Consider the following 16,127-nt stretch of genomic DNA (forward strand, 5'->3'; position numbering starts at 1 on the left):
CGCAAGCGGGGGACGGAGCCGGGCCGGTGTGGAGGGCACCGGCACCTTCGGCCCGGGCCTGTCCCGCTACCTGCTGGCGCAGCAGGTCGAGGTATACGAGGTGAACCGGCCCGACCGCTCGGCCCGCCGGCTGCCGGGGAAGTCGGACCCGCTCGATGCGCAGGCCGCCGCGCGGGCCGTGCTCAGTGGCCGCGCCCTGGCCCGGGCCAAGTCCGGTGACGGTCCGGTGCACAGCGCCCGGATCTTCAAGCTGGCCAAGGACTCCGCGGTCAAGGCCCGTACCCAGGCGATCAACCAGCTCAAAGCCGTCCTGGTCATCGCCGCCTGCACTGCGGGAACGACTGTCCAGCCTGGGCAACCGTGAGCTGTTCCGCACCTGTGCACGCCTCGGGCCGGACGACGGCGAGGACGGCGAGAACGCGGTGGCCCAGGCCACCCATGTGACTCTGAGAATGCTCGCGGAGCGTATCGAACAGCTCACCGGGCAGATCAATGAGCTGAACCAACGTCTGACCCGGCTCGTTGAACACCACGCCCCACAGCTACTCGCACCGGTGGGCATCGGCCCGGACAGTGCCGTCACTCTCCTGATCACCATGGGAGACAACCCCGAGCGACTGAACACCGGGGCGTCCTTTGCTGCGCCGCCCGAGAGGTCTTCAACCTGGTCAGACCGGTTTCCCGCACCCCCGCGTTATAGGGGCGTCCGTGAGACGTGAGAGGGTCTGGGGCGTGAGTGAGACACCGTCGAACACCCTGCAATACCGCTTTGACGGGCCAGAAGAGGCTCCCGTCCTGATCCTGGGGCCCTCGCTGGGTACCACATGGCACATGTGGGACCGGCAGGTGCCGGAGCTGGCCAAGCAGTGGCGGGTCTTCCGGTTCGATCTGCCGGGGCACGGCGGCTCGCCCGCGCATCCGGCCGCCTCGGTGTCCGACCTCGCGGTCCGGCTGCTGGCCACGCTCGACGCGCTCGGCGTGCAGCGCTTCGGCTACGCGGGATGCGCCCTCGGCGGCGCGGTCGGCGTCGAACTGGCGCTGCGCAGGCCCGAGCGCCTCGCCTCGCTCGCGCTCATCGCCGCATCGCCCCGGTTCGGCACCGCCGACGAGTTCCGCCAGCGCGGGGTGATCGTCCGCACCAACGGGCTGGACCCCATCGCCCGCACATCGCCGGACCGCTGGTTCACCTCCGGCTTCGCCGCCGCCCAGCCCGCCATCACCGAGTGGGCCGTGCAGATGGTGCGCACCACCGATCCCGGCTGCTACATCGCCGCCTGCGAGGCGCTCGCCTCCTTCGACGTCCGTGCCGAGCTGGGCCGGGTGGGGGTGCCGACCCTGGTCCTCGTCGGCTCCGACGACCAGGTCACCGGGCCCGCCGAGGCCCGCACCCTGGTCGCCGGCATCCCGGACGCCCGCCTCGCCGTCGTTCCCGGCGCCTCCCACCTGGTGCCGGTGGAGCAGCCCGCCGCCGTCACCGACCTGCTGCTGAGGCACTTCTCCAGCGCCTGGCAGCCCGCGTTCGAGACGACCAGCGGGCAGCTGGCGGTCGTCGTGCCCCCGGCCAGGCCGGTCCCGGCCGTGCCCGTGCAGGCCGCGCCCATCGCCGAGATCGCCCCCGCCGCCACGGAGCCCACGGCGGGGCGGCCCGACCCGTACGACACCGGCATCAAGGTGCGCCGCGAGGTGCTCGGCGACGCGCACGTCGACCGGACGCTGGCCGGGGCGGACGAGTTCTCCGGCGACTTCCAGGACTTCGTCACCCGCTACACCTGGGGCGAGATCTGGGACCGCCCCGGCCTCGACCGGCGCACCCGCAGCTGCGTCACCCTCACCGCGCTGGTCGCGGGCGGGCACCTGGAGGAGCTGGCCGCGCACACCCGCGCCGCGCTGCGCAACGGCCTCACCCCGGACGAGATCAAGGAGGTCCTGCTGCAGGCCGCGGTGTACTGCGGGGTGCCTGCGGCGAACCGCGCCTTCAAGGTCGCGCAGCAGGTCGTCCGCGAGGAGACCACCCCGGCCGACTGACGGCCGGCCCGGTGCCCGGGGCACGACCGCCGTGCGGTGACGCCGTCCCGCGACGAGGGGCAGGATGGGACTATGAAGTTCACGAAGAAGTCGCACTCCTGCGTCCGCCTCGAGAAGGACGGCCGGACGCTCGTCGTCGATCCCGGAGGCTTCAGCGAGCAGGACGCCGCCGCCGGCGCCGACGCGATCCTCATCACGCACGAGCATCCCGACCACTTCGACGAGGGGCGGGTGCGTGCCGCGCTGGACGCCGACCCGGGCGCGGAGGTCTGGACCCTGAGGTCCGTCGCCGAACAGATCTCCGCCGCCTTCCCGGGCCGCGTGCACACCGTCGGCCACGGTGACACCTTCACCGCCGCCGGCTTCGAGGTCGAGGTCCACGGCGAACTGCACGCGTTGATCCATCCGGACATCCCGCGCATCACCAACGTCGGCTACCTGATCGACGGCGGCAGGGTCTTCCACCCCGGCGACGCCCTCACCGTGCCCGGCCGGCCGGTCGAGACGCTGATGCTGCCGGTGCACGCCCCGTGGAACAAGATCGCCGAGGTGATCGACTACGTGCGCGAGGTGAAGCCGCAGCGCGCCTACGACATCCACGACGCCCTGCTCACCGAGCTGGCCCGCCCGATCTACGACCGCCAGATCGGGGCCCTGGGCGGCGCGGAGCACCTGCGGCTGTCCCCGGGGGCGTCGACGGAGGTCTGAGTCGCCCGCGGGCCTGCCCACCGGGCGGGCGGCACCGTTGTCGGACCCGCCCGGTAGGTTGTGGGACATGCGCATCGCGACCTGGAACGTGAACTCGATCACCGCCCGTCTGCCGAGGCTGCTGGCCTGGCTGGAGAGCACCGGCACCGACGTGCTGTGCCTCCAGGAGGCCAAGATCGCCGAGGACCAGTTCCCGTTCGACCCGCTGCGCGAGCTGGGCTACGAGGCCGCGGTGCACGCGACCGGCCGGTGGAACGGCGTGGCGGTGCTCTCCCGCGTGGGCCTGGCGGACGTGGTCAAGGGCCTGCCGGGCGATCCCGGTTACGAGGGCGTCCAGGAGCCGCGTGCCGTCTCCGCGACCTGCGGCCCGGTCCGCGTCTGGTCGGTGTACGTGCCCAACGGGCGCGAGGTGGGCCACCCCCACTACGCCTACAAGCTCCAGTGGTTCGAGGCGCTGAAGGCGGCCGTCGCCGGCGACGCCGGCGGCGGCCGCCCGTTCGCGATCCTCGGCGACTACAACGTGGCGCCGACGGACGAGGACGTCTACGACGTGGCCGCCTTCCAGGGCAGCACGCACGTCACCCCCGCCGAGCGCGCTGCCCTGGCCGACCTGCGTGAGGCCGGCCTCACGGACGTGGTCCCGCGGCCCCTGAAGTACGACCGCCCCTACACGTACTGGGACTACCGCCAGCTCGGCTTCCCCAAGAACCGCGGCATGCGCATCGACCTGGTCTACGGCAACGAGCCGTTCGCGAAGGCCGTCACCGACGCCTACGTGGACCGCGAGGAGCGCAAGGGCAAGGGTGCCTCCGACCACGCCCCGGTCGTGGTCGACCTGGACGTGTAGGGGCGCATGGCGTGCGTTGCACCCGGACGGCGGTCACGGCACCGCCGCACGCACCGGTGCGCCACGGCCGTCCGGGTGACACGCTGGAGGCATGAACATCCCCTTTCTGGGCAACAGGCGCACCAAGCGCCGAAGCGGTTCCGGTGTCGCGGTGTTCCCTGGGGGCGCGGACGGCGGCGCGGGCATCGCCGCCCTGCTCGCCGAATGCGAACTCCTGCGCTCCCAGGCGGCCCAGGAGGACGTCCGGCTCGACGACACCGCGGCCTCGCTGGAGGCGCTGGACCAGCTCGTGCCGCGCTGGCGCGACGACGAGGAGACTCTGCCCTGGCTCGGCAACGACGCCGGGCTGTACCTCGGCACGGTCATCGTCCGCACCGTTCCCGGCGCGTCCTGGGAGATCCTCCCCGACGGCCGGCCCGTCGTCCGGCTGACCTCCGGCCGCGAGATCGACGTCGTGGCCGCCGGCCAGGACTGGGCCGCCAGCGGCGTCCCCGAACTCTCCCAGCTGTACGCGGAGGTGGGGGAGTCCTGACATGACGTCAGTCGTCAGGAACCGATACCACGTCAGCGGCCCTTTCCGGGCGATGCGTCCGGCCCGTGGATGCCGGTGGCGGGCCTGGACTACGATGTGTCGTTCATCCTCGTGGTGACACCTCCGCCCGGTCGCCCGGCCGCGGAGGAACCGGGAACGCTGCTGCGGGAAGGAGGGGATCCTCCGACGGTCCCCGGACCGTAGGGGCAGCGGTTCACCAGGGCCAGGCCCGCCCGGCGGCAGCCGGAGATCACTGCTCGCGCAGGGGGACGGACACGCACGACGCATCGTCCGCAGGCGAGGAGAAGGTCAGCTGCGCGCCGGCGGGTTGTGCTCGGCACGGGGAGGGGCCGACCGGGGCCCGGCTCACGACCGTCGGCTCCGCGCCGCAGCGCCGGCCGGACCGCGAGGCCTCCGCACCCCCGGCGCTCCGCGTCAGTCCGCGGCCCGTTGCGAGGTACGCGACTGCTCCGGCAGGGGCGCCCGCGCGGCCCGTGTCACGTCCGCGACGAGCTCGACCACGTCCGGGCCGTACGCCTGGGAGTTGACCACCCGCAGCAGCAGCACGAAGGAGTCGGTGCCGTACTTGCGGGCCAGCCGCTCGTGATGGCGGGCGAGATAGCGGGTCGCGGCCTGGTTGGTGATGGCGCGCTGGCCGCAGAAGAGGAACACCGGCCGTGCCGCGCGGCTCTCCCCGGCGACGAGCCGGGCCAGGAGGACGTACTCGCTGCGGCCCTGCTCCATCCGGTAGCGCTCACCGCCGATCTGGTAGGCGCCGCGCTCCGGCCCCGGCTCGGCCTCGACGTTCACCCGGACGCCGGGCAGCAGGGAGTGAAGGTGCGCGGCCATTCGGCGGTTCGAGGCGGGCCCGCCGAGGCAGAACTCGGTGCGCTCACCGAACCCCTGCTGCGCGGCGTCGTGCGCGACGACCTGGGCGTGCGCATGGCAGTCCTTGATGAGCGCCGACAGTTCCAGCAGGGCGAACACGTCGTGGCGTGTGACCGTCAACTCGGGGCCGCCCGCGTCCCGGTTGACCACGAGCAGCGACTCGGAGTTGTCGGGGAGCCCGAAGAAGGCCTGCTTGCGGCGGAGCCTGCGCCGCCACAGCGTGGTACGGGCGAGCCAGCCGAGCGCGGCGCTCACGCCGGCCGCTATCACACCCAGGACGATGTTGCGCACGTCGTCAGTCATGGCCGCGCATGCTAGCGGGTCGCACGCAACGGTGTTCGATACGCTCCTGACGGGGCCATGGCAATCGATTAGGCTGCCTGAACGGTCCTGGCGAGTGAGCCGCAGGGGCGCCGATGCCGAGCGACCGGGCGCACGAAGGCCCGAGGCGGCCGAGTACGGGCGTTCGGCGCCGGCGGTGGCGCCCCGCCGGCGAACCGAGCCACGCAAGCAGCCTGGAGGTGCGGATGCGTCGCCCTGTCCCACGGAGTCTGGCGGTCCTGGCGGTCTCGGCCGCCGTGGTGTCGGTGGGAGCGGCGGCTCCGCCCACTCCGCAGTCCCGACCGGCCGCCAAGACCCCGGTCGCCGTCGGCTGGGGCGGCGCGGTCGCGAGCGTCGACCCGGACGCCTCGGCCGCGGGCATCGAGGTACTGCGGCAGGGCGGCAACGCCGTCGATGCGGCCGTCGCCACCGCGGCCGCGCTCGGCGTCACCGAGCCCTACTCCGCCGGCATCGGCGGAGGCGGCTACTTCGTCTACTACGACGCCCGTTCCCGCACGGTGCACACCATCGACGGCCGCGAGACGGCACCGCTGACCGCCGACGCGCAACTGTTCACGGAGAACGGCAAGCCGCTAGCGTTCGCCGACGCCGTCAGCAGCGGTCTGAGCGTCGGCACCCCCGGCACGCCCGCCACCTGGCAGACGGCGCTGGACGCATGGGGCAGCAGGCGGCTCGGCACGGTCCTGAAGCCGGCCGAACGCCTCGCCCGCAACGGCTTCGAGGTCGACGAGACGTTCCGCTCGCAGACCGCCTCCAACGAGACGCGGTTCCGGTACTTCCCCGACACGGCCGAGCTGTTCCTGCCCGGCGGCCGGCTCCCCGCGGTCGGCTCCACGTTCAAGAACCCCGACCTGGCCCGCACCTACGCCGAGCTGGCCCGCAAGGGCGTCGGCGCGATCTACCACGGCGACCTGGGCCGGGACATCGTCAACACGGTCAACCACCCTCCGGTCGACCCGGCTTCGGGGTGGAAGGCCCGGCCGGGCGAGCTGTCCGTCCGGGACCTCGCCGCCTACCGCGCCAAGTACCGGGCGCCCACGCGGACGTCCTACCGCGGCCTGAACGTCTACTCCATCGCGCCCTCCTCCTCCGGCGGCACGACCGTCGGCGAGGCGCTCAACATCCTGGAGCGGACGAACCTGTCGAAGGCGAGCGAGGCGCAGTACCTGCACCACTACATCGAGGCCAGCCGGATCGCCTTCGCCGACCGCGGGCGCTGGGTCGGCGACCCCGCCTTCGAGAACGTGCCGACGAAGGAACTGCTGTCCCAGCGGTTCGCCGACTCGCGCGCCTGCCTCATCAAGGACGACGCGGTCCTCACCAGCCCCGTCGCCCCCGGTGACCCGCGCCACCCGGCCGCCTGCGGCGCCGGCGGGACGACCGCCCCGACCACCTACGAGGGTGAGAACACCACGCACCTCACGGTCGCCGACCGCTGGGGCAACGTCGTCTCCTACACCCTCACCATCGAGCAGACCGGCGGCAGCGGCATCACCGTGCCCGGCCGCGGCTTCCTGCTCAACAACGAGCTGACGGACTTCTCCTTCGCCCCGGCCAACCCGGCCGTGCACGACCCGAACCTGCCGGGCCCGGGCAAGCGGCCGCGCTCGTCGATCTCCCCGACGATCGTGCTGGACGGACACAACCGGCCGGTGGTGGCGATCGGTTCACCCGGTGGCGCCACCATCATCACCACCGTCCTGCAGACCCTGACCGGCTTCCTCGACCGGGGCCTGCCCTTGGTCGACGCGATCGCCGCGCCCCGCGCCAGCCAGCGCAACGCGGCCCAGACGGAACTCGAACCGGCGCTGTACGACAGCGACCTGAGGAAGCAACTGGAGGCGTTCGGGCACTCCTTCAAACTCAACCCGGAGATCGGCGCCGCCACCGGCGTGCAGCGCCTGCCCGACGGCAGGTGGCTGGCCGCGGCCGAGAAGGTACGGCGCGGCGGCGGTTCGGCGATGGTGGTACGCCCGACGCGGTAGGCGGTCACCGCAGGTCACCCAACGGGTGACCCGGCGGATCGGCGGCGGCCGCCTGCGGCCGCCGCCGGCTTCTCCTGGACCCTGGCCGTGCCGCACGGCACGGCCCTGTCCTCCCGAAGCCACGGCGAAGTGACAACGAGGACCTGCACCGGACGCAGTCCTTCACGTCAACGCACGAGCGCCCTCTCGGGCCGTCCCCGGGCCGTGGAAGGGCGCTCGACGTTGACCAACGTCGACAACTACCGACAGCTCAGCAGCAGGTCGGGGCATTGATCGATAAGGCGGCTGCAGGTCACGGCCGCCGGTGATCAGTTGTGGCTGTGCAGATCACGCAGCGCCGAGCTGAGCAGCCAGGAACACTGCTGCCACCGAGGGGCGGACTGCGTACGTTGCGCCCGCGCTCCCCTCGGGAGCCTCCCACCAGTAGAACGGAAGCCGCCGCTCACTGTTGCTGTGTCCCTTGCTCATCCCGGAAAGCACCCCTGCCACGCGCCGCGCTGGATCACTCTCGTTCGGCCCGCCCAGGGCCTCATCCACCAGCTCCGTGCAGTGGATCATCCGGCCAGGGTTGCGCAACAGGTACTCGAACACCCGCCGGGCCTGCGGCGCGAGTTCAGCCGAGAACGTTGCCGCGCGCTCCAAGTCCTCCGGACCCCATTCCGGGGCACCGTAGTGCCCCTCTTCGCCAGAGTGCTCAGCCCATCGCGGATCAACCTCAGACAGATACTCCGTCATGCCCGCCCCCAACAGTTCGTCCCTGGCGTGTGTACGTTCGCACCGTACAGAGCCACCAGGCCACTGCGTGTCGAATCCGTGTCGAAGTCCTATCGGCAAGCAGTTCAGCTGAGGATGAGGCACAGGTCAAAAGGAGGTCGGGACGCAGCCACAAGGCGCCTTCCAATCGCCTGGTCTTGTGGCTCAGCTCGGCGCAGCGGCACGGAGCCAACCGGCGAGCGCGGAGAAGTCGGCGTCTACGAGACCTTTGGTCGGGTCGACGCGATGAAGCAGCGACGGCCCGGGATGTTGGGCAGCGACCCAGAGGCGGTCCATGGCGCTGATCTCGTCGTCGACCCAGACGAACGGCCGGCGGTTGGCCCACTCGACAAGAGGGCGGGTCTTCCAGTGCAAGCCGCGCGGGTTGTCGTGGGCGCAGGCGTCCGGCCACTCCACGACAGGCAGCCTCGGCAGTCCGAGACGTGGGGCGACGGCCTCGTTCGCCTCCTCCATCCAGGTCGAGGCCCACACGAGATGACAGCCCAAGGCCATGAGACGCGGCCCGAGGCTTGGGTCGAGCCGTCCAAGCAGCGGGTTTCCCTGGTCGAGGGACACCTGGGAGTCGGAAGCAGGGGCTTGCAGCCGACTGGACGACGACCCGAACGGGATGAGTGGGCCGTCGACGTCGAGGAAGAGGATGGGGCGCTCCGCTGCGCTTGTCACGGCGGCACGGTAGCCCGGCGGGGCGGGGGAGTGAAACGCGCCCCAGTGCTCTGACCGCATAGGTTCGCCGGGTTGGCAGTCACGGCGGTTGGATGTGCGTACCCGGCGGCATGCCAGGCGCGTTGGCCGCTGGTTCGGTGAGACGCTCTCCGGACCGGCCGCCTGCCGCCTGCCGTCAGTGACCCGACGCCGAGGACACCGCTGCCCGGGCCGTGCGCTCCACGAGTGCCTTGCCGTCCTCCATGGTCGCGTTGCCGTCCGAGAGGACCGCGACCAGGTAGCGGTGTCCGCCCACCGTGACCCGGCCCACGCTGTTGACGTCCCACAGGTCGGTCGTGCTGCGCTGCAGCCACCCGTTCTTCAGGGCCCAGCCGGAGTCGGCGGCGGCCGAGACGCCCCAGGACTGGTCGCTCGCGATGCGGGTCATCAGCGTCCTGATATAGGTCCGGGACGCCTCACTCAGGCCCGTGGAGCCGGTGTTCGCCGCCGGTCCGGTCCCGAAGACCGTGCGGAGCAGTCGGACCTGGTCGCTCGCCGTCGTCTGCGTCAGCCCCCACTTCGGGCCCGGGCCGCCGTTCGTCGAGGTCAGTCCCAGCCGCTGGTTCGCCTTCTTCAGCCCCGGCGCCCCGCCGATCTGCCGCCACAGCGCGTTCGCGGACGCGTTGTCGCTGTGCTCGATCATGGCCTCGGCCCGGGTGCGCTCCTGCGCGGTGAGGTCCCGTCCGGCGTCCTGCGCCTGGAGCAGCACGGCCGCGAGGATGTCGACCTTGACGATGCTCGCGGTGTCGTACGGGGTGTCGGCCCCGCGCACCGTGGGCTGCCGGGCCGACCCGTCGAGGTCGAGCACCGCGGACGTGACGCGTGCCGGGTGCTGCGATCGAGCCGTCGTCGGGGAGGTGGCCGGGGTCCCGGCCTTCGGCGTGGGCACGGCCGCGGCGTTCGCGGCACCGGCGCCGAACGCGCCGCCGGAGAGAACGGCCGCCACCGACGCCAGGAGCACACCGGCGCGAGCTGCGGTGTGCCGCCCCCGGCGCCGGCGCGCGGTCTTCGGGCGTGGCGGGAGGAGTGATCGGTTGGGCATGGTCGAGCAGGCCTCAGCAGTTCCTGGAGAAGGGGTGCACAGGCCTGTAAACGTAGGCAAACCGGCCGACGTGTGAAGTGAGCGCCGTCACTGCGACGGGCTTTCCGGGCCGAATGTGGGCAGACCCACACTCCGGCGGGGTGACGGCCGTCACAAAGGCGGCGGTCGGGTCGGCACCGGGGCCCGCTGGACGTGGCACCGCTCCCGGATACCCGCACACCACCCGGCACGGGTCCTCAGCCGACCGTACGGCGGGGTGCTGAAGCCGGGCGGCCGCGGTGTGCCGGCCCCGGGGGCTCCCGCCCCGGCGAGGCGGCCGCGCGTCGGGTGCACGGGGCTTCGGCCCCGCCGAGGCCGTGCGGCCGGGCGCACGCCTGAGGGGTCCGGCCACAGCGGCCGGACCCCTCAGGTGCGCGGGCTCAGGTGTCGGATCGTCCACGCCGGGCGGCCACGGCGCCCGGCGACGCCGCAGGCCGCGGACGGCCGCGCGCCCGGTGACCGGCCGTCAGGCGAGGCCGGCGGGTGCCGCCTCCTCGGTGCGGAACGTCAGCCGGCCGTCCTCGACATCGACGGTGACCCGGCTGCCCTCGGTGATGGTGCCGTCGAGGAGCAGCCGCGACAGGTGGTTGTCGACCTCGCGCTGGATGGTGCGGCGCAGCGGCCGGGCGCCGTACTCGGGCTGGTAGCCCCGCTGGGCGAGCCAGTCGACGGCCGCGTCGGTGAACTCGACCGTGACGCCCTGCGCGTGCAGCAGGCGACGGGTCTTCTCCAGCAGCAGGTCGGTGATCTGCCGGAGCTGTTCGGCGGTCAGCTGGCGGAAGACGACGATCTCGTCGATGCGGTTGAGGAACTCCGGCCGGAAGTGCTCGCGCAGCGGCCGCAGGATCTGCTCGCGCCGCGCCTCCTCGTCCGACTCCGCGCCGCCCGTGCCGAAGCCGATGCCGGCGCCGCGTCGTGTGATGGCCTCGGAGCCCAGGTTGCTGGTCATGACGATCACCGTGTTGGTGAAGTCCACCGTGCGGCCCTGGGAGTCGGTGAGCCGTCCGTCGTCGAGGACCTGCAGCAGGATGTTGAAGACGTCCGGGTGCGCCTTCTCCACCTCGTCGAGGAGCAGCAGCGAGTACGGGTGCCGGCGCACGACCTCGGTGAGCTGTCCGGCCTCCTCGTGGCCGACGTACCCGGGCGGGGCGCCGACCAGGCGGCTGACGGTGTGCCGTTCCTGGTACTCGCTCATGTCGAGGCGCACCATGCGGTCCTCGCTGCCGAACAGCGCGTCGGCCAGCGTCCGGGCCAGCTCGGTCTTGCCGACGCCGGTCGGGCCGAGGAACAGGAAGCTGCCGATCGGCCGGTCCGGGCTGGCGAGTCCGGCGCGGGAGCGCAGCACCGCCTCGGCGACGGCGGTGACCGCCTCGTCCTGCCCGATCACCCGCCGGTGCAGATGCTCCGCCAGGCGGAGCAGTCGTTCCTTCTCCTCCTGGGTGAGGCTGCTGACGGGGATGCCGGTCAGGCGCGAGACCACCTCGGCGATGTCCTGGGTGGTGACCTGCAGGTTCTGTCCCTCGTCAGCCTCCCCGCCGTGGCCGGACGTGGCGAGTTGCTGCTTCAGCTCGGTGATGCGGTCCCGCAGCTGCGTGGCCGTCTCGTACTGCTCGTCCGCGACCGCCTGGTCCTTGTCCAGGGTGAGCCGCTCGACCTCGCGCTCCATGGCCCGTACGTCGCTGCCCTTCGTCCGCGCCCGCAGCCGCACCCTGGCACCGGCCTGGTCGATCAGGTCGATCGCCTTGTCCGGCAGCCGGCGGTCCGTCAGGTACCGGTCGGACAGTTCCACGGCGGCCGTCAGCGCCTCGTCGGTGTAGCGGACCTGGTGGTGGGCCTCGTAGCGGTCGCGCAGCCCGCGGAGGATCTCCAGCGCGTCCGGGACGGACGGCTCGGGCACCAGGATCGGCTGGAACCGGCGGGCCAGCGCCGCGTCCTTCTCGATCCTGCGGTACTCCTCCAGAGTGGTCGCGCCCACGATGTGCAGTTCGCCGCGCGCCAGGGCGGGCTTGAGGATGTTGCCCGCGTCCATCGCGCCGCCCTCGCCGCCCGAGCCGGCGCCGACGACGGTGTGCAGTTCGTCGATGAAGACGATCAGTCGGTCGGAGTTGGTCCGGACCTCCGTCACGATGTTGTTCAGCCGCTCCTCGAAGTCGCCCCGGTAGCGGGTGCCCGCGACCACGCTCGGCAGGTCCAGGGCCACCACCCGGCGGTCGCTGAGGATGTCGGGCACGTCGCCGTCCGCGATGCGCTGCGCGAGCCCCTCGACGATGGCGGTCTTGCCGACGCCCGCGTCACCGATCAGGACCGGGTTGTTCTTCCCGCGGCGGGAGAGCACCTCGATGGTCTGCTCGATCTCCTCGTCGCGACCGATCACCGGGTCGATGCGGCCCTCGCGAGCCAGGTCGGTGAGGTCACGGCCGTACTTGTCGAGGGTGGGCGTGGTGGTCCGCTTGCCTTCGGGGGCGGGGAGTTGCCGCGCCGCGTCCGACGACTCGGGGGGCAGGCCGCCGCCGGCGTCGAACCGTGACGCGTTCAGAATGTGCCCGGCGGCGGAGTCGGGGTTGGCGGCCAGCGCGCTGAGCACGTGCTCGGGCCCGATGTACCCGGCGCCGCTGGCGCGGGCCATGTCGTGCGCGTCGAGCAGCGCGCGCTTGACGGCCGGGGTGAGCGAGAGGGAGGTCGGGGGCGGGGTCTCGCCCGGCGGGTGCTGGACGGGGCCCGACCGCCGGTCGATTTCCGTCGCCAGCGAGTCCGGGTCGGCGCCGGACCGGCTGAGCAGGCTCCGGGTGGGTTCGGCGCCGAGCGCGGCCCGGAGCAGGTGCTCGGTGTCCAGGTCCCGGCTGCCGTGCTCGGCGGCGTACTGGGCCGCACCCCGGACCATCTCGCGGGCGGGCTGGCTGAGCAGGCGCCCGATGTCGATCTGCCGGGGGCCGGGGCGCGGTCCGCCGAAGAAGCGGGCGAGGAATTCGCCGAAGGGGTCGCCCTCCGGACCGATGAAACCGCTGGTCATCGCTTTCCGCTCCTTCGCTGACGACGTGCCGGGGCCGGGTAACCCGGCGAAGGGCGCTCATGCCACGATGGCACGTTCTTCTGCGGCAGGCATGTCCGGGACGGAGTCCGCGCAAGGGCTTTCCGGCCTGTGCCGGCCCGGTCCGAAGGCGGCCGCCCGTACGGTGTCCGGCCCCCCGTCCCCGGCCGCTCGTCGCCGCCTCGCGCGGCGGAGACGCAGGGCCGCGGTGAGCGCGGTCCCCCCGGCGCGTACGTTCACCGCCCTCGACCGGCCCGTTCGCCCCCCTCGGCCGGCCCTCGCCCCCCTCGGCCGGCCCTCGCTCCCCTCGGCCGGCCGCGCGCTGCGCGCGGCAGTACGCGCGCCCTGCGCGGCGCGGCTGAGGGCTCGCGCTGCGCGGCAGCACGTTCGGCCTCCTCGGCCGGCCGCGCGCCGCGCGCGGCAGCACGCTCGCCCTGCGCGGTGCGCAGCCCGCCGGCCGCGCGGGACGAGTGGTTCAGCCTGTGGGGAGGACGCTCATCGCGCGGTGAGGACGCGAGGGCCCGCTGCCGTGATCGCGACCGTGTGCTCGACGTGAGCCGCCCGGGAGCCGTCGTTCGTGCGCAGGGTCCAGCCGTCCAGATCCGCGTGGTAGCCGTCCGTGCCGCCCCCGATCAGCATCGGCTCGATCGCCAGGACCATGCCGTGACGCAGGGGGAGACCGCGGCCGGGGCGGCCCTCGTTGGGAACCGCGGGGTCCTCGTGCATGCGGCGGCCGATCCCGTGGCCCCCGAAGCCGTCCGGCACGCCGTAACCCGCCGCCCGGCACACCGAGCCGACGGCGTGCGCGATGTCGCCGATGCGGTTGCCCACCACGGCCGCCTCGATGCCGGCGGCCAGCGCCCGCTCGGCGGTCTCGATCAGCCGGACGTCGGCCGGGCGGGGCCTGCCCACGGTGAAGCTGATCGCGGAGTCGCCGGCCCAGCCGTCCAGCTCGGCGCCGAAGTCGAGGGAGACCAGGTCGCCGTCGCGCAGCCGGTAGGCGGTCGGGATGCCGTGCACGATGGCGTCGTTGACGGAGGCGCACAGGACCGCGGGGAAGGGGACGGGCGCGAAGGAGGGCCGGTAGCCCAGGAACGGGGAGGTCGCGCCGGCCTCGCGCAGCACCTCGCGTGCCAGCTCGTCCAGTTCCAGCAGGGAGACGCCGACGCCGGCGGCGCGCCGTGCGGCGGTGAGGGCCCGTGCCACCACCTGCCCAGCCGCGTGCATGGCGTCGATCGAAGTGTCCGTCTTGAGTTCCACCATGCCAATTACTATACCGGTATTAGAATGACGCTCATGGTGCGCACCCCCCTCACCCCCGAAGAGCGTGAACGCGGCGAACGGCTGGGCCTCCTGCTGCGCGAGGCGCGCGGCAGCCGCAGCATGGCCGAGGTCGCGGCGAGAGCCGGCATCTCGGCGGAGACGCTCCGCAAGATCGAGACGGGCCGGGCCCCGACGCCGGCCTTCTTCACTGTCGCCGCGCTGGCCGGCGTGCTCGGGCTGTCGATGGACGAGCTGGCCGGACGGTGCGTACCGGCCCCGCTGTGACCGGGGAGGCGCCTTCGCGGTGAGGCGTCCCAGGCCGAAGCGGCCCGGTCAGGGGGTCTGCCGGAGGCCGTAGCGACCGCGCGGCCTCGCACGGTCGCCCCTGCGTCGCGGCCCCCGGTGGCCGGGTGCGCCGTCCGGAGGCCGCGCCTAGCCTCGGCCGCGTGGTCCGTCCATCGCCTTGACGAACTCGGGCCGGACCTTGACCCGGGTGCTGAGCTTCTCGGAGAACACCGGGTCGCACCCGGCTTCCGTGAGGGCGTCGAGCCGGCTCTGGAGTTCTTGCTGGGCGGTACTACAGCGGGCGTACCCCACCCGTGTGGGCTTCGTGGTTGCCTCGGGCACCGCGGCGTCGATGGCCGGGCCCATCTCCCACGCGCGTCCGGGGCCGCGGTCGGCGGGGGTCCTCACCTCCAGCTCGGCGCGGAGTGTGCCCCAGGTGCTTCCGGCGGGTGCTTCACAGGTTGGACAGTCGAACTGTTCGACGGCGGCGGCCGGTTCGGCGGGCTCCGGTATGTCGCGGAGAACGCAGTTCTGGGTGGCAATTCTCCGTTGCGCCCTTCACGAGCGCTCTACTACGTCATACGATGCATCGCATGACGAACCAAAGACGTTTGGAGGGACTGGCTCGGTTCGGCGAACCGGGCGCACTGGTGCTGCTCTCACTCAGTGATGGGCCCAAGCACGGCTACGCCATCACCGCCGACGTGAAGGAGCAGACCGGGGTCCAACTAGGTCCGGGCACGCTGTACGGGTCGTTGAGCAAGCTCGTCGACCGCGGGCTGATCGTTGCACTGCCCAGCGAGGAGCGCCGGCGCCCGTACGAGATCACCCCGGCCGGGCGGGAGGCGCTGGCGGCGCACCTGGAGAGTTGGTCGCGCGTAGTGAGCACCGGAAGGCGGCGGTTGGGGTGGGCATGAGGGATCTGCTCGTGGCACTGCACCCGAAGCCGTGGCGTGAGCGCTACGGTGAAGAGTTCCGCGCCCTCCTCGACGACACCGACCTCACCCCGCGCACCCTGATCGACGTGGTCGCCCATGCTGCCACACAGCAGGTGCGGGCACGCTTCACGCTGGTGCTGGTCGCGCTGGCGATCGTGGTGTCCACCACCGTCACCCACCTCGCGCTGCAGGCTGGACTGACAGACAACATCCTGTGGGCCCCCACTACACCGCGCCGAGCGCTGGCGCTGTCGGCCTCCCTCGCTCCCTGGGCCGGACTGCTAGTCCTCACCTATCGCCGCCACCGTAAGCCAATTGGGAAGGCCTGAGCTCATGCTCATCGCTGTCGCCTGCGTCTTTCTCACGCTTGTGGTCGGCTCAATGGTGTGTGTCGTTTCGCCGAGGTCCCGGCGGTGGGTCCTCAGAGCGGCCGCGATGCTTGTCGGTGGACTTCTGGCGGTTTACCTGATTGCCCGGGGAATCGCCGAGTTCTTCATCATCGACTACTCCAATCCTGAGAGCTATGCGCAGGACTGGGGCGGCCCGCACTTGCTGGGCGTCTTCGCCGTGCACTCCGGACCCGGGCTGGTCGTCCTGGGCGCGACAGTTGCCCATCTCCTTCGGCGCCGCGGCCGCCGGCGTGCCGTCGTGCAATCGCCACAAGACCGCCGGTCCGCCGAGGTATAGAAACTGATGAGCACCTGGCCCGGACCGCCCATGTGCCGACTG

At 72.4% G+C, this 16,127-nt stretch carries 17 protein-coding genes; 10 read left to right on the forward strand and 7 right to left on the reverse strand.

Annotated elements, in window-relative coordinates:
- Positions 1-28 precede the first annotated feature (28 nt).
- From ACWDNY_RS22500 to ACWDNY_RS22520, 5 genes are all read left to right on the forward strand, one after another.
- Positions 29-364: an IS110 family transposase gene (locus tag ACWDNY_RS22500; RefSeq protein ID WP_451647581.1), complete on the forward strand. Its 336-nt coding sequence runs from the start codon at positions 29-31 to the stop codon at positions 362-364.
- 368 nt (positions 365-732) lie between these two features.
- Positions 733-2,025: a bifunctional 3-oxoadipate enol-lactonase/4-carboxymuconolactone decarboxylase PcaDC gene (pcaDC, locus tag ACWDNY_RS22505; protein ID WP_451647582.1), complete on the forward strand. Its 1,293-nt coding sequence runs from the start codon at positions 733-735 to the stop codon at positions 2,023-2,025.
- 72 nt (positions 2,026-2,097) lie between these two features.
- Complete coding sequence (locus ACWDNY_RS22510; RefSeq protein ID WP_451647583.1) at positions 2,098-2,733, forward strand: MBL fold metallo-hydrolase; 636 nt, start codon at positions 2,098-2,100, stop codon at positions 2,731-2,733.
- A gap of 67 nt (positions 2,734-2,800) precedes the next feature.
- Positions 2,801-3,580: an exodeoxyribonuclease III gene (locus tag ACWDNY_RS22515; RefSeq protein ID WP_451647584.1), complete on the forward strand. Its 780-nt coding sequence runs from the start codon at positions 2,801-2,803 to the stop codon at positions 3,578-3,580.
- A 91-nt stretch (positions 3,581-3,671) separates the two neighbouring features.
- The gene (locus tag ACWDNY_RS22520; protein ID WP_451647585.1) at positions 3,672-4,112 is read left to right on the forward strand and encodes a DUF6278 family protein; all 441 of its coding nucleotides are present in this window, start codon (positions 3,672-3,674) and stop codon (positions 4,110-4,112) included.
- Positions 4,113-4,547: 435 nt separating this feature from the next.
- Here ACWDNY_RS22520 and ACWDNY_RS22525 read toward each other — a convergent pair whose 3' ends face one another.
- Positions 4,548-5,303: a hypothetical protein gene (locus tag ACWDNY_RS22525; protein ID WP_451647586.1), complete on the reverse strand. Its 756-nt coding sequence runs from the start codon at positions 5,301-5,303 to the stop codon at positions 4,548-4,550.
- 224 nt (positions 5,304-5,527) lie between these two features.
- Here ACWDNY_RS22525 and ggt point away from each other — a divergent pair, with 224 nt between their 5' ends.
- The gene (gene ggt / locus ACWDNY_RS22530; RefSeq protein ID WP_451647587.1) at positions 5,528-7,327 is read left to right on the forward strand and encodes a gamma-glutamyltransferase; all 1,800 of its coding nucleotides are present in this window, start codon (positions 5,528-5,530) and stop codon (positions 7,325-7,327) included.
- A gap of 327 nt (positions 7,328-7,654) precedes the next feature.
- Here ggt and ACWDNY_RS22535 read toward each other — a convergent pair whose 3' ends face one another.
- The 5 genes from ACWDNY_RS22535 to map form a co-directional block, all read right to left on the reverse strand.
- Positions 7,655-8,062, reverse strand: a complete 408-nt coding sequence (locus ACWDNY_RS22535) for a DUF6416 domain-containing protein (protein ID WP_451647588.1) — start codon at positions 8,060-8,062, stop codon at positions 7,655-7,657.
- A gap of 183 nt (positions 8,063-8,245) precedes the next feature.
- Positions 8,246-8,764 carry an HAD domain-containing protein gene (locus tag ACWDNY_RS22540; RefSeq protein WP_451647589.1) on the reverse strand — a complete coding sequence of 173 codons (519 nt, stop codon included), beginning with the start codon at positions 8,762-8,764 and terminating at the stop codon, positions 8,246-8,248.
- Positions 8,765-8,939: 175 nt separating this feature from the next.
- The gene (locus tag ACWDNY_RS22545; protein WP_451647590.1) at positions 8,940-9,845 is read right to left on the reverse strand and encodes a serine hydrolase; all 906 of its coding nucleotides are present in this window, start codon (positions 9,843-9,845) and stop codon (positions 8,940-8,942) included.
- A 505-nt stretch (positions 9,846-10,350) separates the two neighbouring features.
- Positions 10,351-12,894 (reverse strand): ATP-dependent Clp protease ATP-binding subunit, encoded by a 2,544-nt coding sequence (locus ACWDNY_RS22550; protein ID WP_451647591.1) that lies wholly within the window; start codon positions 12,892-12,894, stop codon positions 10,351-10,353.
- Between the two features lie 513 nt (positions 12,895-13,407).
- Positions 13,408-14,175 carry a type I methionyl aminopeptidase gene (map, locus tag ACWDNY_RS22555; RefSeq protein ID WP_451647592.1) on the reverse strand — a complete coding sequence of 256 codons (768 nt, stop codon included), beginning with the start codon at positions 14,173-14,175 and terminating at the stop codon, positions 13,408-13,410.
- Between the two features lie 33 nt (positions 14,176-14,208).
- Here map and ACWDNY_RS22560 point away from each other — a divergent pair, with 33 nt between their 5' ends.
- Positions 14,209-14,460, forward strand: a complete 252-nt coding sequence (locus tag ACWDNY_RS22560; RefSeq protein WP_451647593.1) for a helix-turn-helix domain-containing protein — start codon at positions 14,209-14,211, stop codon at positions 14,458-14,460.
- A 147-nt stretch (positions 14,461-14,607) separates the two neighbouring features.
- Here ACWDNY_RS22560 and ACWDNY_RS22565 read toward each other — a convergent pair whose 3' ends face one another.
- Entirely contained in the window at positions 14,608-14,868 is a 261-nt protein-coding gene (locus tag ACWDNY_RS22565) for a recombinase family protein (RefSeq protein WP_451647594.1), read from the reverse strand.
- A gap of 185 nt (positions 14,869-15,053) precedes the next feature.
- On the opposite strand from ACWDNY_RS22565, the gene ACWDNY_RS22570 reads away from it, so the two are divergent.
- Genes ACWDNY_RS22570 through ACWDNY_RS22580 form a run of 3 tightly spaced genes read left to right on the forward strand, consistent with a single transcriptional unit; the run spans position 15,054 to position 16,085 of the window.
- Entirely contained in the window at positions 15,054-15,377 is a 324-nt protein-coding gene (locus ACWDNY_RS22570) for a PadR family transcriptional regulator (RefSeq protein ID WP_451647595.1), read from the forward strand.
- Positions 15,374-15,727 carry a hypothetical protein gene (locus tag ACWDNY_RS22575; RefSeq protein WP_451647596.1) on the forward strand — a complete coding sequence of 118 codons (354 nt, stop codon included), beginning with the start codon at positions 15,374-15,376 and terminating at the stop codon, positions 15,725-15,727. Before ACWDNY_RS22570 ends, ACWDNY_RS22575 begins: the two co-directional genes overlap by 4 nt.
- Before the next feature lie 4 nt (positions 15,728-15,731).
- A complete protein-coding gene (locus tag ACWDNY_RS22580) occupies positions 15,732-16,085 on the forward strand; it encodes a hypothetical protein (RefSeq protein WP_451647597.1) in 354 nt (117 codons plus the stop codon).
- Positions 16,086-16,127: the final 42 nt, after the last annotated feature.

The organism is Streptomyces sp. NPDC003697 (assembly GCF_053587115.1).

Coding starts and splice junctions, on each gene's coding strand:
- ACWDNY_RS22510 (WP_451647583.1), top strand. CDS start 2,098: ATGAAGTTCACGAAGAAGTCGCACTCCTGCGTCCGCCTCGAGAAGGAC.
- ACWDNY_RS22515 (WP_451647584.1), top strand. CDS start 2,801: ATGCGCATCGCGACCTGGAACGTGAACTCGATCACCGCCCGTCTGCCG.
- ACWDNY_RS22520 (WP_451647585.1), top strand. CDS start 3,672: ATGAACATCCCCTTTCTGGGCAACAGGCGCACCAAGCGCCGAAGCGGT.
- ACWDNY_RS22525 (WP_451647586.1), bottom strand. CDS start 5,303: ATGACTGACGACGTGCGCAACATCGTCCTGGGTGTGATAGCGGCCGGC.
- ggt (WP_451647587.1), top strand. CDS start 5,528: ATGCGTCGCCCTGTCCCACGGAGTCTGGCGGTCCTGGCGGTCTCGGCC.
- ACWDNY_RS22535 (WP_451647588.1), bottom strand. CDS start 8,062: ATGACGGAGTATCTGTCTGAGGTTGATCCGCGATGGGCTGAGCACTCT.
- ACWDNY_RS22545 (WP_451647590.1), bottom strand. CDS start 9,845: ATGCCCAACCGATCACTCCTCCCGCCACGCCCGAAGACCGCGCGCCGG.
- ACWDNY_RS22550 (WP_451647591.1), bottom strand. CDS start 12,894: ATGACCAGCGGTTTCATCGGTCCGGAGGGCGACCCCTTCGGCGAATTC.
- map (WP_451647592.1), bottom strand. CDS start 14,175: ATGGTGGAACTCAAGACGGACACTTCGATCGACGCCATGCACGCGGCT.
- ACWDNY_RS22560 (WP_451647593.1), top strand. CDS start 14,209: ATGGTGCGCACCCCCCTCACCCCCGAAGAGCGTGAACGCGGCGAACGG.
- ACWDNY_RS22570 (WP_451647595.1), top strand. CDS start 15,054: ATGACGAACCAAAGACGTTTGGAGGGACTGGCTCGGTTCGGCGAACCG.
- ACWDNY_RS22575 (WP_451647596.1), top strand. CDS start 15,374: ATGAGGGATCTGCTCGTGGCACTGCACCCGAAGCCGTGGCGTGAGCGC.
- ACWDNY_RS22580 (WP_451647597.1), top strand. CDS start 15,732: ATGCTCATCGCTGTCGCCTGCGTCTTTCTCACGCTTGTGGTCGGCTCA.